We start from the raw sequence: 13,184 nt of genomic DNA on the forward strand, positions 1-13,184 counted from the left end.
AGGGTCACGGTGCTTCCAAGATCACTGTGTTTCCCTACGCGGGAGGGCCCGGTCCGCGCAAGTTTCCCTCAAGTCTGCGTCACGGGTGTACCGGCCGAACGGCCGATCGGAGACGGTGGCGTGACAAACCACGGGAGAGGAGAGGTCGATGGACCGTACCGCGACGTTGGATCACGCCGCCACACGCGCCGTCGTACTCGCCGGCGCGCTACCCGCCGCCTTCGAGTCGGCCTGCCTCGTCGAGTGTGTGGACACCAGCCGCACCCTCCGGCCGGGCCCGTTGAAAGCCGTACCGCGCGCCGGTGAGGCACTCGCCGAATTCGACCGGGAGGACCCGGCCGAACGCCTGGAGTTCCTGCTCGCCGGCCTCGGCTGCATGACCCGGCGGGACACCCGCTCCGGCGGGGAGCGCCGCCGCTACTCGGTGGAACGCGTCCTGGTCCACGAATCACAACGGCACGCCACCTCCCGGATGCTCGACGCCGCCTGGCGTCAGGGCCGGCAGGCCCTGCTCGGCGCCGAACCCCTCGGCGCCTCCTCACCCCGCAACACCCAGCGCCTCACCCTCGCCCAGGCCGCCTGGCGGGCCGCGCTACTGGCCGCCGGTCACCGCCGCCGCCGGCACATCCTGTCCGTGATGATCCGGGACCAGGAGATCGCGGCCGTCCTGGTCCGCGCGGCCCGGCTGCTCGGCGTGACCGCCGAGGTCACCAGGCGCAGCGGTTGCGTGGTGGTCACCGTGCCCGCCGACGCCGCCGACCTACTCCCGGCGACCCCGCCCCGGTTGCGGTTGCGGGACAACGCCCTGGTCTAAACCTTGATTGCGGTACGGGGGTGAGCGCTCGACCGTCCTGTCCGGCGGTCGAGCGCTCCATGTCCACCCTCTGATCGCCCGCCGCGCGCGGCGCTCTCGTCCTCACGCGGCGTCCCGTCCCCACGACGTCTTGTCTTCGTGCGGTGTCTCGTCCGCGCGTGGCATCCCGCTCTCGTGTGCCATCCCGCTCTCGCGTGGCATCTCGCCCTCGCGTGGCATCTCGCTCTCGTGTGGTGTCTCAGTTCGCGCGTGGTGTCTCAGTTCTCGCGTTCGGTGTCGAACGCCTTGACCATCAGGGCCGCGATCGCCACCCCGACCACCGCGATGCCCACCTGAACCCCGATCACCGCCCAGTCGTACCCGCGCCCCGCCACGGTGAACAGCAGATCACTGTGCAGCTCCCACCGATCCGCCGCCCAGGTGCCGGCCACCGCCGCACCCATCCCGATCAGCACCGTCGGGATCACGCCGATACTCTGCCGCCCGGGCAACACGGCCCGCGCCACCACTCCGATGATCGCGCCGAACACGATCGCCGTCACATAATCCTGAGCGTCCACAGCGCCTCCCCTCAAGGTCCACCGATGCCCAGGGTGACAGGCGCGTCAAACGTCGCGGCACCGAGCCGCTCGGTGAGAACCCGCCACCGGCCGCAAGCGCAGTGCTGATAGCGGACCCGCCCCTCGCTGGTGAAATGACTGGACCGGGTACCCCAGACGTGATCTTCCTCTGGTCGATGCATGCCACCCAGCATGGTGTAATGCCATTATGCGGATCAACCCTTACGGCGAGGAGCCGGTCCGGCTGGCCCTGGCCCTGCTGACCGACCCACCCGCCACCGCCGCCGAGCTGGCCGACCGCTGCCGTGCGGCAGGTCTCACCGTGGACATGCCGGTCCACGCCGGAGACCTGACGGAGCTGAATTCGTTCCTGACCGACTGGCTGACCGTGATCGACGCCCCCGACCACAACACCCGGGCCAGCCGCCTGAACGTGCTGCTGGCCGCCTCCTCAGCCCACCCCCGCCTGACCGACCACGCAGGCGACGGCTGGCACGTCCACTATCGAGACGAGTCCCTACCGCTGTCGGCCGCCTTACGGGCGTTGATCAGCGTGGGAACCGCCCAGCACCTGTCCGGCCGAGGCATCCACCGCCTGAACCGCTGCGCAGCCACCGGTTGCACCCGCCCGTTCGCCGACTTCAGCCGCACCGGCCGCCAGCGTTACTGCTCCCCCTCCTGCGGCAACCGAGACGCAGTCCGCCGCCACCGAGCCCGAACCCCCACCCACTGAAGCCCTCACCCGCCCCACGCTCCCCGCTCCCCGCTCCACGCCCCACGCCCCACGCTCCCCGCTCCCCGCTCCACGCCCCACGCCCCACGCCCCACGCTCACCCGCCCCACGCTTTGACGCACCCACATGCGCACACAGCCCGTCTCGCGCTCGCCTGTACCCGCTCGCGGCCGCCTGTCGTTGCTACTCGGCAACGCTTGCGGTTGTGGTGTCTTCCGCACGGCCCCGGGGCGCACGCAAGTCGATCACGGTCGAGGCGGCCCACCGAGCCCTTGATGCCGATCGTTTTGATCTAATTCAATGTATATGTGTCATTCGTGTGGCGCGTGAGGAGCGCGCCGCCGGTCGCAACAACCAGAAAATCGGCGATCTTGGAGGATTTACCACCGAATTCGGTGGTAAATCCTCCAAGATCGCCGCTGAGGTAGTAATTGCGGTGAAATCTCGCGGGAGTGGGGCGGGAGGGCTAAAGGAAGACGGCTCTTATCGGTGGAAATCGGACAAGATCAGCCGGAGAAGGCGGTCTTGAGGGGAGCGCTACCGCGAGTGGCGTCGACGACACCGTGACCGCACCGGCCGCCATGGCTACCAACCGCAACCATCGCCCACCGAGACCAGAACGCAGCCCACGACGACGCGTCACCGAGCACTGCCCCCAGCGGAAACAACTTGTCTGGTGTCGACCGGTATGCGGAGGCGCGTCGCCGAGCGCTGACCCGCCCCGCGAGACTCGCCTCGTGCGGTCGGCCTCGTGCGGCCCGGCCCACGCGACCCGCCCGATGCGGTCCGCCCCATGCGGCCCGGTCCACGCGGTCCGCCCCATGGGGCCCGGCCTGCGCGACCCGCCCTGCGCGGTTCGGACCGCGTGACCCGGCCCGCCGGACGCCGCCTGGAGCGGCGGACCCGAGCTCGGGGCCGGTGGTGGGCCGCGCCGCTGGTCACTGGCCCGCTACCGCGGGCTGCGGTGTATCCCGCGACCACCGCATTCGGCCCGGCGGTCGCTGGGCGGTCTGGAGTGGCGCCCACCTTGCGGGGACCGGACAGAGCGTCCCGATCGGTGTGGGCCCTACTGGCGTACCGAAAAGGTGGGAAGAGGGAGAATCCTGCCCGGAGACGGACGCCAACCGGGCAGGCGCCGACCGGGTCCGGGGGTCAGCCGCAACCGGCCGGGGACGGGGACAGGGCCGTGACCAGGCGGGTGGCGGTTTTGGTGTGTTTGGCGTAGGCCTCCGGGAACGCCGAGATCTGCACGGCCTGGGCGGCGTCGGTGAGGCGCATCTTCTCCCAGTTCTTGATCTTCACCAGCTTGTCGTAGAACTTCCCGGTCTGATAGGCCGGATCGGACAGCTGCTTCGGTGTGCCCCAGCCCTGACTGGGCCGCTGCTGGAACAGGCCGATCGAGTCCCGGTCGCCGCCGCGCAGGTTGCGCAACGTGGACTCCTGCAGGGCGGTGGCCACCGCGACCACCTGGCCGTGGACCGGGATGCGGCGTTCGGCTCCGATCTCGACGATGATGCGGGCGTTGGCCACCTGTTCCTTGCTCCAGCGGTCCAACTCGGAGGATGTGGACGGCGCGGCGGCGGGGGAGGGGCAGCCGACGGTGGCGTCGGCCGTCCGGAACTGGGAGAGCACCAGGAGGGTGGCGAGGGCGGAGACGACTACGGTGAGGAGCAGGCGCAAGACGGAACCTTCCAGGAACGCGAACCGCTCGCACGATATCGATCGGATGGCATGCGGCGCCTCACCCCACCGGACAGTTCTGCGATCAATGTGGCCACCGGGCGGGATGAAGCGGGCGGCCGGGGATCCGGCACCGACTCGCCGGGCGGGGTGCAGCGGGCGGCCTCGGATCGGCGTGGTCGAGGCCGGCCGGCGGTCGGCGGTGACGCCCTGCCGATCGCCGCCGGGCAGCTGCCGCGGGAGCCGGCCGGCCCGGTTGTCAGGTGGCGCCGGCCGGCCCGGCTGTCAGGTGGCGCCGGCCATCCCGATGCTGGTCCGGGTCCACACCGGGTCGCGTCTGGTGAAGTCGAGGCTGGCGGCGACCCGGGCGGCACGGTCCGGGCCGAGTTCGCGTTCGGTCAGCCACAGGCCCAGGTCGAGGCCGGCGGACAGGGCGCCGGCGGTGATCCGGTCGCCGTCGTCGACCACCCGTTCCTCGATCACGGTCACGCCGTACCCGCGTAGTTCGCCGTAGGCGTTCCGGTTGGTGGTCGCGTTGCGCCCGGTGAGCAGGCCGGCCTCGGCCAGCAGCATGCTCCCGGTGCAGACCGAGGCCATCCAGCGGGCCGATCCGGCCACTTCGGCCAGCCGCCGGGGCAGCACACCCCGCCGGGCCTCGGCCCAGGAGCCGTGTGCGGCCCGGTTCAGCCAGCCGCCGCCGGCCACCACCACCGCGTCCGGCCGGCCCAGTGGGGTGGGCACGTCCACCCGGACGCCCCGCATGCTGGTGACCGGGCCCGGCTCGTGTGCGGTCACCAGTGCCACGTCGAAGCCGGCCGCCGCCAGCACCTCGAACGGGCCGAACGCGTCCAGCTCGTCGAATCCGTCGAAGACCACGATCTCCACTCTCATCGGTCCAGCGTCGCCGCCGGCCGGGTGGCCCGCCAGTGGCATGCTTGCCGTCATGCGTGAGGAATCGGCCAAGCTGGTGGCGGTGCTGGCGCTGCCGCCGGTGGTGGCGTTCGACGCGGCCATCGCCACGCAGGTGTTCGGTCATGAGGGGCTGGGCCGCTACCGGGCGGTGCTCTGCTCGACGGCGGCCGGGCCGGTCGCCACCACCACGCCCGGGTTCGGGATCACCGTCGAGGCCGGGCTGGAGGCGGTCGCCGCCGCCGACACGGTGATCGTGCCCGGGTTCCGGCGCGGCCCGGTGCCGGAGATCGCGCTGGACGCGCTGCGGGCCGCCCACCGGCGCGGCGCCCGGGTCGCCTCCATCTGCAGCGGGGCGTTCGCGCTGGCCCAGGCCGGGCTGCTGGACGGGCGCCGGGCCACCACGCACTGGGTGCACGCCGCTGACCTGGCCCGCGAGCACCCGGCCGTCGAGGTCGATCCGGGGGTCCTCTACGTCGACGAGGGCAGCGTGCTGACCAGTGCCGGGCTGGCCGCCGGGCTGGATCTCTGTCTGTATCTGATCGGCCTCGACCACGGGCCGCAGGCGGCGGTGCGGCGGGCCCGGCACATGGTCACCCCGCTGCACCGGGCCGGTGGGCAGGCGCAGTTCCGGCTGGCCTCGAGCGCACCGGCCGGCGGGCGGCTGCGCGAGGTCACCGACTGGGCGCTGGCCAACCTTGATCAGCCGATCACGGTGGCCGATCTGGCCCGCCGGGCGATGCTGTCCACCCGCACGCTCAGCCGGGACTTCACCGCCGAGCTGGGCGCCAGCCCGCGCGCCTGGCTGATCACCGCCCGGCTGCGGGCCGCCTGCATCCTGCTGGAGTCCGGCGATCTGACGGTGGAGGAGATCGCCCGGCGGACCGGGCTGGGCAGTGCGGCCAACCTGCGGTTGCAGTTCCGGCGGGCGTACGACACCAGTCCGCTCGCTTACCGGGCCGCCTTCCGGGTGGCCCCCGGGGGTCAAGATGTGCCGGACCGCCGGAGGAGCCGTCCCGGCCTTGATTGAGTCGGGGCGTGTTCACCACATTCATCCGGCGGCGGCGGAAACGGGATTCCGAGCACGGTGGGGTAGCCGTGATCGTCGCGCTCTTCCTCGGCAGCGCGGTGCTGTTCGGCTCGGGTGCGCTGGTGATCGATGTCGGACTGCTCTACCACGAACGTGAGCAGTTGATCTCCGGGGCCGACGCCGCCTCGTTCAAGGTGGCGATCAACTGCGCCAACGATCCCACCGCCTGCACCCCGGCCGCGCAGACAACGGTCGCCGGGACGTACGCCCGCAACAACGCCCTGGACGGCCAGACCGCCGCCCAGCTGTGCTTCAACGACACCGGCTGCCCCACCTGGAACACCACCAAACAGTGCCTGCCCCGGCCGCCGATCCCGGTCGGCACCTACCCCGGGAACTGGGTCGAGGTGCGCACCAGCACCATCACCCGGACCGGCGGCACCATCATCCCGCCCGCCCTCGCCGGAGTCGCCACCGGCGGCACCTACCAGGGCACCCGGGTCGGGGCGTGCGCCCGGGTCGCCTGGGGGCCGCCGGCAGTCGACAAGGTGTTCGCCCTGGGCATCTCGCTCTGCGACTGGGAGCGGATGACCAACAACGGACAGGTCTTCTACAACCCGCTGGGTACGCTGCTCAACGACATCGGCCTGTTCCAGCTGATCGGCCTGCCCAGCCCGGCTCCCGGCCAGGACAGCGCCATCCCGCAGGTGCTGCCGCTGACCGCGCTCGGCCTGCCGCTGCCGTCCTGCACCACCCCGGTGGACCTGACCCGGCCCCGCGGGTACGTCTGGCTCTCCAACCCCGACCTGACCCCGCCGGACGCCGACTGCATGATCGACCTGAAGGTGGACGACCTGCCCCGCTCGTTCGTGCTGTCCGGCCTGCTCGTCGGCGTGTACTGCGCGCAGAAGCTGCAGGCGCTGCGCACCGCCGGCGCCCCGATCCTGGTGCCGATCTTCGACAAGATCGTGCCGGAGCTGGTGTCGCTGGCCCCGCAGTACCACATCGTGGGGTTCGCGCCGTTCGTCGTCACCGGTTACACCGGGCTGCTCAGCGGTGTGCTCACCGGCGTGACCAGCCTGCTCAGCGGCAGCCTGCTGGGCGCGCTGCAGACCGTGCTGTGCGGCACCGGCAGCTGCATCTACGGCTATTTCACCAAGGTGCTGCTGCCCCGCCACTCGCCGGTCTTCGGCAACGGCCGCAACTTCGGCGCGACGGTCGTCGGGCGGATCGGCTGAGGCGTGCCCGGTCAGCCGGCGTGGGCCGTGGGGGTGCGGCCGGACAGGGCCACCGACTCGCGGGTCAGGTGGGCCTGATCGGTGTATCCGGCCGCCGCCGCCAGCTCGGCCAGGCCGCGGCCCGGGGTGGTGCCGAGCAGGTGCCGGAAACGGTGGAAGCGCAGCACCCGGTGCAGGGTCTTCGGCCCGTAACCGACGGCCGCGGTGAAACGGCGGCGTAACTGACGCTCGCTGAGGTGCAGCCGGGCGGGCAGCTCGTGCACCCGGGCCGCCGGGTCCGACAGCAGGCGGGCCGCTTCCATCATCGCCGGGTCGGGCGGGCGCTCCGCGACGAACGCGCCGGTCAGCGCCACCAGGCGGCGCAGCGCCGCGGCCGGGGACAGGTCCGGTGGAACGGGCCGGGCGGGGGTGGCCGCCAGGTCGGACAGGTCGACGCGGAGATTGCGCACCTCGTCCAGCGGGAGGCCCAGGACGGTGCCGCCGGCGCCGGGCCTCAGCCGTACGCCGATCAGGGTGTGATCTCGACCTGGGGTGGTCGGAATCGGTCTGGTGTCGGGGCCGGCCAGGAAGACGCCCCGGCCGCTCTGCCAGATCAGGTCCACGCAGCCGTCCGGCAGGATCAGGCCCGGCACCGACGCCCCGGCCACGTCGCGGTGCCACAGGCAGGCGACCGCCGGGCGCAGGGCGGGCGGCGGCTGCCACTCGGTGTAGGCCATGAGCCCAGTATCCCCGGCGGCCGTTTTCTTCAAGACCGCCGCCGGGCCCGCGCTCTAGCGTTGCGGGTATGAGCATCCTTCCGGCCGCGAGCCGCTTTCTGGACCGTGAGGCACGTCTGCTGGAACGTCGCCTCTTCGCCGGCGACCGCGCGGGTGTGGTCCGCGCGCTGCGCGCCCATCAGAACGACGACGGCGGTTTCGGTCACGGGCTGGAACCGGACAAACGCTGCCCGGCCAGTCTTCCGATCGATGCCGAGGTGGCGTTCCAGGCGCTGGCCACCGTCGGGGCGGCCGGCGAGGACATGGTGAGGGCGGCATGCGACTACCTGACCACGGTCACTGTCGACGGTGCGGTGCCGTTGGCGTCTCCGGTCATCGAGGACTATCCGCGGGCCGCGCACTGGACCGATTGGACGTATGTGCCGGGCGTCAACCCGACCGCCGGGCTGGCCGGGCTCCTCCACCGGCTCGGGGTCGATCACCCGTGGCGGGCGGAGGCGAGCCGGTACTGCTGGGACGTGATCGAGTCGGGCGAGCTGCCGGACGAGGCGCACGCGCTGTCCGAGGTGCTGGTGTTCCTGGCGCACGTGCCGGACCGGGAGCGGGCGCTGGCGAAGGCCCCGGCCGTCATCGATCAGCTGAGCGCGCACGAGTCGTTCCACCCGATGCCGCGGCCGGGCGAGTACGGGCTGACGCCGTTGCAGATCGCGCCGACTGCCGATTCGCCGTGGCGCCGATTCTTCACCGACGAGCAGATCGGCGCACATCTGGATCATCTGGCCGCCGGTCAGCAGGAGGACGGCGGCTGGGCGGTCACCTGGGAGCCGCCGAGCGAGGCGTCCCGCCTGGAGTGGCGCGGCATGGTGACGGTCCAGGCGGTCGATACCCTCCGCTCCTACCGGCGCCTCTAGAAAGTGTGCCGACTTACGGCTCGAATCGAGCCGCAAGTCGGCACACGAAAGCGCCGCGGCGGNCACCGCGGTTCATCGAACCGTGACTACAGGCCGTTCAGGAAGGGGCGGTGACTGTTCTTGAACTCCCAGCCGTAGAACCGGTCCCAGTTGATCGACCACGTCATCAGACCGCGGAAGTCCGGGTTCAGGCCGCTGCGCGGGGTGTACGAGCCGCACTGGGAACCCTTCACCAGGCAGGTCACCGCCTGCTGCACCGCGGACGGCGCCACATACCCGTTGCCGGCGCTGACCGAGCTGGGGGCGCCGAACGCGATCTGGTTCTCGCGCAGCGGCGGGAACACCCGGTCCGGGTTGCCGGCCACCGGGAAGCCGGCCAGCAGCATGTCGGTCATCGCGATGTGGAAGTCGGCGCCACCCATCGAGTGGTACTGGTCGTCCAGCCCCATGATCGAGCCGGAGTTGTAGTCCTGCACGTGCAGGACGGTGATGTCGTCCCGGAGGGCGTGGATCACCGGGAGGTACGAGCCGGCGCGCGGATCCTGCCCACCCCACGGCCCCGACCCGTAGTACTGGTAGCCGAGCTGCACGAAGAACGTCTCCGGTGCCATGGTCAGCACGAAGCCGGCCCCGTACCGTGCCTTGAGGCTCTTGACCGCGCTGATCAGGTTGACGATGACGGGCGTGGTCGGGTTGCGGAAGTCGGTGTCGCCGGTGTCGAGGGACAGCGAGTGGCCCTCGAAGTCGATGTCGACGCCGTCCAGGCCGTACTTGTCGATGATCGCGCTGACCGAGCGGACGAACGCGTCCCGGGCCGCGGTGGTGGTGAGCTGCACCTGGCCGTTGGCCCCGCCGATGGAGAGCAGCACCTTCTTGCCGGCCGCCCGTTTGGCCCGGATTCCGGCGATGAACTCGGCCTCGGACTCCACGTTCGGGCATTCGGCGACCGGGCAGAGGGTGAACCGGATGTCGCCGGAGGTGGCGGTGGTGGGTTCACCGAAGGACAGGTTGACGATGTCCCAGTCGGCGGGCACGTCGGCCATCCGCACATAGCCGGACCCGTTGGCGAAGCTGGCGTGCAGGTATCCGATCAGCGCCCGCCGCGGGACACCACCGGTGGGGATGGAGGTACTCGGGGTGGGGGTAGGCGAGGCGGAGGGAGAGGAGGACGCACTGGGCGACGGGCCGCCACCGCAGGCCCCACTGTTGACCCACACGTCCCACTGCGCACTCTTGAGGACCGGATCCTCACCCTGGGTCCACCACTTGGCCGTGTAGTTGTGGCCACCCTTGGAGGCGACGTTGTCCTTGACGTAGACGGAGGTGGCGCTCCAGGCCGGGGCGCAGGCCACGGCCGCACTAGCGGTCGCCGCCACGTAGACGGTTGAGCACGCGGCGGCCAATGTCGCCGCCACCGCCAGGATCACTGATCGACGCATGGCTAATTATTAGGACTGTTAACTGAAGAAGTAAACAGTTCGCCCTGTCAAGTCTGCGCCCCCGGTGCCGACATACCTGACGTGGCGGCACAGACGGCAGAGCTCGGCATGGCGGTGCAGGACCCGGCCCGGCTGGCGCAGGTGGACGCGACCGGCCTGGTGGACGGCGCGCCCTCGGAAGCCCTGCAGCGGCTCACCGCGCTGGCCTCCCGCCTGCTGAACGCGCCGGTCTCGGCGGTCTCCCTGGTCGAGGCCGACCGGCAGTACTTCGCCGCCGGGACCGGGCTGGCCGGCGAACTGGCCGCCACCCGGCAGATTCCACTCTCGCACTCCTACTGCAAGCATGTGGTGGAGTCGGGCCGGACGCTCTCCGTCGACGACGCCCGGATCGATCCGGTGCTGGGTGGCAACCCGTCGATCGAGGAGTACCAGGCGATCGCCTATCTCGGCGTACCGCTGCGATCCCCGGACCGGTCCGTGCTCGGCACCCTCTGCGTCGTCGACCACGAACCCCGGATCTGGTCGCCGGCCGACATCGAGCTGATGGAGGACCTCGGGCTGGCCGCCGCCTCGGAGATCGCCGCCCGGATGGCCACCCGGGAGACCGAGCAGGTGGCAGCCCGCTCGCAGCGGTTCGTCGACACCACCCTGGACGCCTTCATCGCCGGCGACAGCCGGGGTGTGGTGACCGGCTGGAACCAGGCCGCCGAGCAGACCTTCGGCTGGACCGCCGCCGAGGCGATCGGGCGGCCGGTGATCGAGCTGATCATCCCGGAGCGGCTGCGCGCCGACACGGCCGGGCTGGAGAACCTCACCGAGGCCGCGATGGCCGGGCAGCGGGTCGAGGTGGAACTGCTGCACCGCGACGGCCGGGTCTTCCCCGCCGAACTCGCGCTGTCGGTCCTGGTCGACCCGGACGGGCACGCCTTTCACACCTTCGTCCGGGACATCTCGGACCGCAAACGCACCCAGCATCTGCGCGACACCGAACAGGCCGTCGCGGGCATCCTGCTGCAGGGCGGCACCGCGCAGGAGGCGGCCCGGGACGTGGTGACCGGGCTGGGCGGCCGGCTGGGCTGGCCGTACCTCGAATACTGGCACCGCACCCCGGACCAGTCGTGCCTGGAACGGCTGGCGGTCTACAGCACCGATCCGAAGATCGCCACCCTGATGGAGGTGACCCGGGCGTACGCCCCCGGGGTGGGTGTGCCCGGAACGGTGTGGGCGGCCGGCGCCTCGCAGTGGATCGCCGACCTGCCGAGCAGCGACCTGCCGCGGGCCGCCGAAGCCGGGGAGGCCGGGCTGCACGCGGTCGCGGCGGTGCCGGTGCGGGACGGCGCCGAAGTGGTCGGGGTGCTGATGATCGCCGATCACCGGCGCCGGGACGTCCGCGACGACGAGCTGATCGCGAGCCTGGAGAGCGTGTCGGCGTACATCGGTCAGGCGGTGCAACGGCGCCGCGCCGCCGACCTGGACCGGGAGCTGGCGGTGGCGCGGGATTCGCTGGCCCGGATCGTCGACAACCTGACCGACTTCCTGTGGACGGTGGAACTGCTGCCGGACGGGCAGGCCCGCACCGTGCACGCACAGGGCAACATCCAGGCGGTGTTCGGCGCCGGCCTGGAGACGGTCACCGCCGAGCAGGACATGACCGAGCACCTGGCCCGCAACATCCACGACGACGATCTGGACAACTACCGCCGGTACGTCGACCAGCTCCGCGACGAGCAGCCCGCCGAGATCGAGTGCCGGATGGCCGGGCTGGACGGGGTGACCCGCTGGATCTGGACCCGGGGTGTGCCGCGGCGCGACGGCGACCGGCTGTTCGTCGACGGCCTCTGCTCCGACGTGACCGAACGTCACCACGCGAAGGCGGTCGCCGAGCAGCAGGCCGAACTGCTGCGCCTGGCCCCGATCGCGGTGATCGTCCGCGACCTGGACTCCCGGATCATCGGCTGGAACACCGGCGCCGAGCTGACCTACGGCTGGCCGTCGACGGCGGTCGTCGGCAAGAGCAGCGACCGGCTGCTGGACACCCGGTACCCGGCCGGCCGGGCCGAGGTGGACGCCGGGCTGGCCGGGGAGAGCCGCTGGGAGGGCGAGCTGGACCAGCTGCGCAGCGACGGCACCCGGCTGACCGTGCACAGCCATCAGTCGGTGCAGTACGACGACTACGGCGCGCCGGCCGCGATCCTGGAGGTCAACCTGGACGTCACCGACCGCCGCAAGGCCGAGTCGGCGCTGGCCGACCGCGAGCGGCTGCTGCACGCCCAGTTCGCGCTCTCCACCGTCGGGCAGGCGATGCTGCACGTCGACGGCACGGTCATCCAGGCCAATCCGGCGCTCGCCGGCATCCTCGGCTACGCCACCGACGAACTGGCCGGGCGAACCATCGACAGCCTCACCCACCCCGACGACAGGCACCTGAACTGGGCGGCCGCCGCCGGCCTGTTCGTCGGCGACGCGGGCGGCGACCGGCACCAGCGGCTGATCGCCGCGGACGGCCGGATCGTGGAGGCGCAGATCGGGGTGTCGCTGCTGCGCGACCACCTGGACCGGCCGGCCACCATCATCACCGCGGTCACCGACATCTCGGCCCGGGTGTCGGCCGAACGCGACCGGGACGTCGCCAACCGCGCCCTCGGCGAGCGCAACGCCGAACTCCAGCACACCAACACCGCGCTGGCCGAGGCGGACGCGATGAAACGCGACCTGATGAGCATCCTGTCGCACGAGATCCGTACCCCACTGACCACGATCAGCGGTTACACCGAGTCACTGCTCAGCGGTGCGGACGAGCTGGCCCCACCGCAGCAGCGGGCGGTCACCGCGATCGCCCGCTCGGTCTCCCGCCTGGACAATCTCTGCCAGGAGGTGCTGAAGGTCTGCGCACTGCCGCCGGGCGAGCGCGCCCCCCAGCCCGACAGTCCGTGACCACCGGTTCCGCGCCCATCTCCCGGCCTCCGTCGTTTCTCAACCCCTTGGGGGGTACGCCGACCGGGTCCTGGAAATCGGATCGTCCCGCCTCGTCCGCGCGAGCCGGGCGGCACACCGGACCGTCCGGCGACCGCCGGGCGAATGCGCCGCTCCCCGTCGTGTGCCGCGTTCCGGTGCGCCGCTCGCCGTCGTGTGCCGCGTCCGGTGCGCCGCTCCC

The 13,184-nt window shown here is 71.6% G+C and carries 11 protein-coding genes; 6 read left to right on the forward strand and 5 right to left on the reverse strand.

Annotation, left to right across the window (positions count from 1 at the left end; translation table 11 throughout):
* Positions 1 to 148 precede the first annotated feature (148 nt).
* Positions 149 to 814, forward strand: a complete 666-nt coding sequence (locus tag ACQ0O7_RS29750; RefSeq protein ID WP_430786685.1) for a hypothetical protein — start codon at positions 149 to 151, stop codon at positions 812 to 814.
* Between the two features lie 257 nt (positions 815 to 1,071).
* Here ACQ0O7_RS29750 and ACQ0O7_RS29755 read toward each other — a convergent pair whose 3' ends face one another.
* A complete protein-coding gene (locus tag ACQ0O7_RS29755) occupies positions 1,072 to 1,374 on the reverse strand; it encodes a GlsB/YeaQ/YmgE family stress response membrane protein (RefSeq protein ID WP_430786687.1) in 303 nt (100 codons plus the stop codon).
* A 208-nt stretch (positions 1,375 to 1,582) separates the two neighbouring features.
* Here ACQ0O7_RS29755 and ACQ0O7_RS29760 point away from each other — a divergent pair, with 208 nt between their 5' ends.
* The gene (locus ACQ0O7_RS29760; RefSeq protein WP_430786689.1) at positions 1,583 to 2,107 is read left to right on the forward strand and encodes a CGNR zinc finger domain-containing protein; all 525 of its coding nucleotides are present in this window, start codon (positions 1,583 to 1,585) and stop codon (positions 2,105 to 2,107) included.
* Between the two features lie 1,152 nt (positions 2,108 to 3,259).
* On the opposite strand, the gene ACQ0O7_RS29765 is transcribed toward ACQ0O7_RS29760, so the two are convergent.
* Positions 3,260 to 3,787, reverse strand: coding sequence for a peptidase M23 (locus tag ACQ0O7_RS29765; protein ID WP_430786691.1), 528 nt, complete (start codon positions 3,785 to 3,787; stop codon positions 3,260 to 3,262).
* 285 nt (positions 3,788 to 4,072) lie between these two features.
* Positions 4,073 to 4,678: a DJ-1/PfpI family protein gene (locus ACQ0O7_RS29770; RefSeq protein ID WP_430786693.1), complete on the reverse strand. Its 606-nt coding sequence runs from the start codon at positions 4,676 to 4,678 to the stop codon at positions 4,073 to 4,075.
* 52 nt (positions 4,679 to 4,730) lie between these two features.
* Between ACQ0O7_RS29770 and ACQ0O7_RS29775 the strand changes: the two genes are divergently transcribed.
* Both ACQ0O7_RS29775 and ACQ0O7_RS29780 read left to right on the forward strand, forming a co-directional pair.
* A complete protein-coding gene (locus tag ACQ0O7_RS29775) occupies positions 4,731 to 5,726 on the forward strand; it encodes a GlxA family transcriptional regulator (protein WP_430786695.1) in 996 nt (331 codons plus the stop codon).
* An 8-nt stretch (positions 5,727 to 5,734) separates the two neighbouring features.
* Positions 5,735 to 6,964, forward strand: coding sequence for a TadE/TadG family type IV pilus assembly protein (locus ACQ0O7_RS29780; RefSeq protein ID WP_430786697.1), 1,230 nt, complete (start codon positions 5,735 to 5,737; stop codon positions 6,962 to 6,964).
* Between the two features lie 11 nt (positions 6,965 to 6,975).
* Here the strand turns inward: ACQ0O7_RS29780 and ACQ0O7_RS29785 are convergent, their stop codons facing one another.
* Positions 6,976 to 7,680 carry an AraC family transcriptional regulator gene (locus ACQ0O7_RS29785; protein WP_430786699.1) on the reverse strand — a complete coding sequence of 235 codons (705 nt, stop codon included), beginning with the start codon at positions 7,678 to 7,680 and terminating at the stop codon, positions 6,976 to 6,978.
* 68 nt (positions 7,681 to 7,748) lie between these two features.
* On the opposite strand from ACQ0O7_RS29785, the gene ACQ0O7_RS29790 reads away from it, so the two are divergent.
* The gene (locus ACQ0O7_RS29790) at positions 7,749 to 8,591 is read left to right on the forward strand and encodes a hypothetical protein (RefSeq protein WP_430786701.1); all 843 of its coding nucleotides are present in this window, start codon (positions 7,749 to 7,751) and stop codon (positions 8,589 to 8,591) included.
* Between the two features lie 86 nt (positions 8,592 to 8,677).
* On the opposite strand, the gene ACQ0O7_RS29795 is transcribed toward ACQ0O7_RS29790, so the two are convergent.
* On the reverse strand, positions 8,678 to 10,030 hold the full coding sequence (locus tag ACQ0O7_RS29795; RefSeq protein ID WP_430786703.1) for a chitinase: 1,353 nt from the start codon (positions 10,028 to 10,030) through the stop codon (positions 8,678 to 8,680).
* 108 nt (positions 10,031 to 10,138) lie between these two features.
* Between ACQ0O7_RS29795 and ACQ0O7_RS29800 the strand changes: the two genes are divergently transcribed.
* Positions 10,139 to 12,964, forward strand: coding sequence for a PAS domain S-box protein (locus ACQ0O7_RS29800; protein ID WP_430786705.1), 2,826 nt, complete (start codon positions 10,139 to 10,141; stop codon positions 12,962 to 12,964).
* Positions 12,965 to 13,184: the final 220 nt, after the last annotated feature.

Source organism: Actinoplanes sp. G11-F43, from assembly GCF_050589265.1.
In the GTDB taxonomy this organism is placed as follows: Bacteria; Actinomycetota; Actinomycetes; order Mycobacteriales; family Micromonosporaceae; genus Actinoplanes.

What these genes read in the sequence shown, in the direction of transcription:
- ACQ0O7_RS29760 (WP_430786689.1), top strand. Translation starts at nt 1,583, where the DNA reads ATGCGGATCAACCCTTACGGCGAGGAGCCGGTCCGGCTGGCCCTGGCC.
- ACQ0O7_RS29750 (WP_430786685.1), top strand. Translation starts at nt 149, where the DNA reads ATGGACCGTACCGCGACGTTGGATCACGCCGCCACACGCGCCGTCGTA.
- ACQ0O7_RS29800 (WP_430786705.1), top strand. Translation starts at nt 10,139, where the DNA reads ATGGCGGTGCAGGACCCGGCCCGGCTGGCGCAGGTGGACGCGACCGGC.
- ACQ0O7_RS29785 (WP_430786699.1), bottom strand. Translation starts at nt 7,680, where the DNA reads ATGGCCTACACCGAGTGGCAGCCGCCGCCCGCCCTGCGCCCGGCGGTC.
- ACQ0O7_RS29790 (WP_430786701.1), top strand. Translation starts at nt 7,749, where the DNA reads ATGAGCATCCTTCCGGCCGCGAGCCGCTTTCTGGACCGTGAGGCACGT.
- ACQ0O7_RS29795 (WP_430786703.1), bottom strand. Translation starts at nt 10,030, where the DNA reads ATGCGTCGATCAGTGATCCTGGCGGTGGCGGCGACATTGGCCGCCGCG.
- ACQ0O7_RS29770 (WP_430786693.1), bottom strand. Translation starts at nt 4,678, where the DNA reads ATGAGAGTGGAGATCGTGGTCTTCGACGGATTCGACGAGCTGGACGCG.
- ACQ0O7_RS29775 (WP_430786695.1), top strand. Translation starts at nt 4,731, where the DNA reads ATGCGTGAGGAATCGGCCAAGCTGGTGGCGGTGCTGGCGCTGCCGCCG.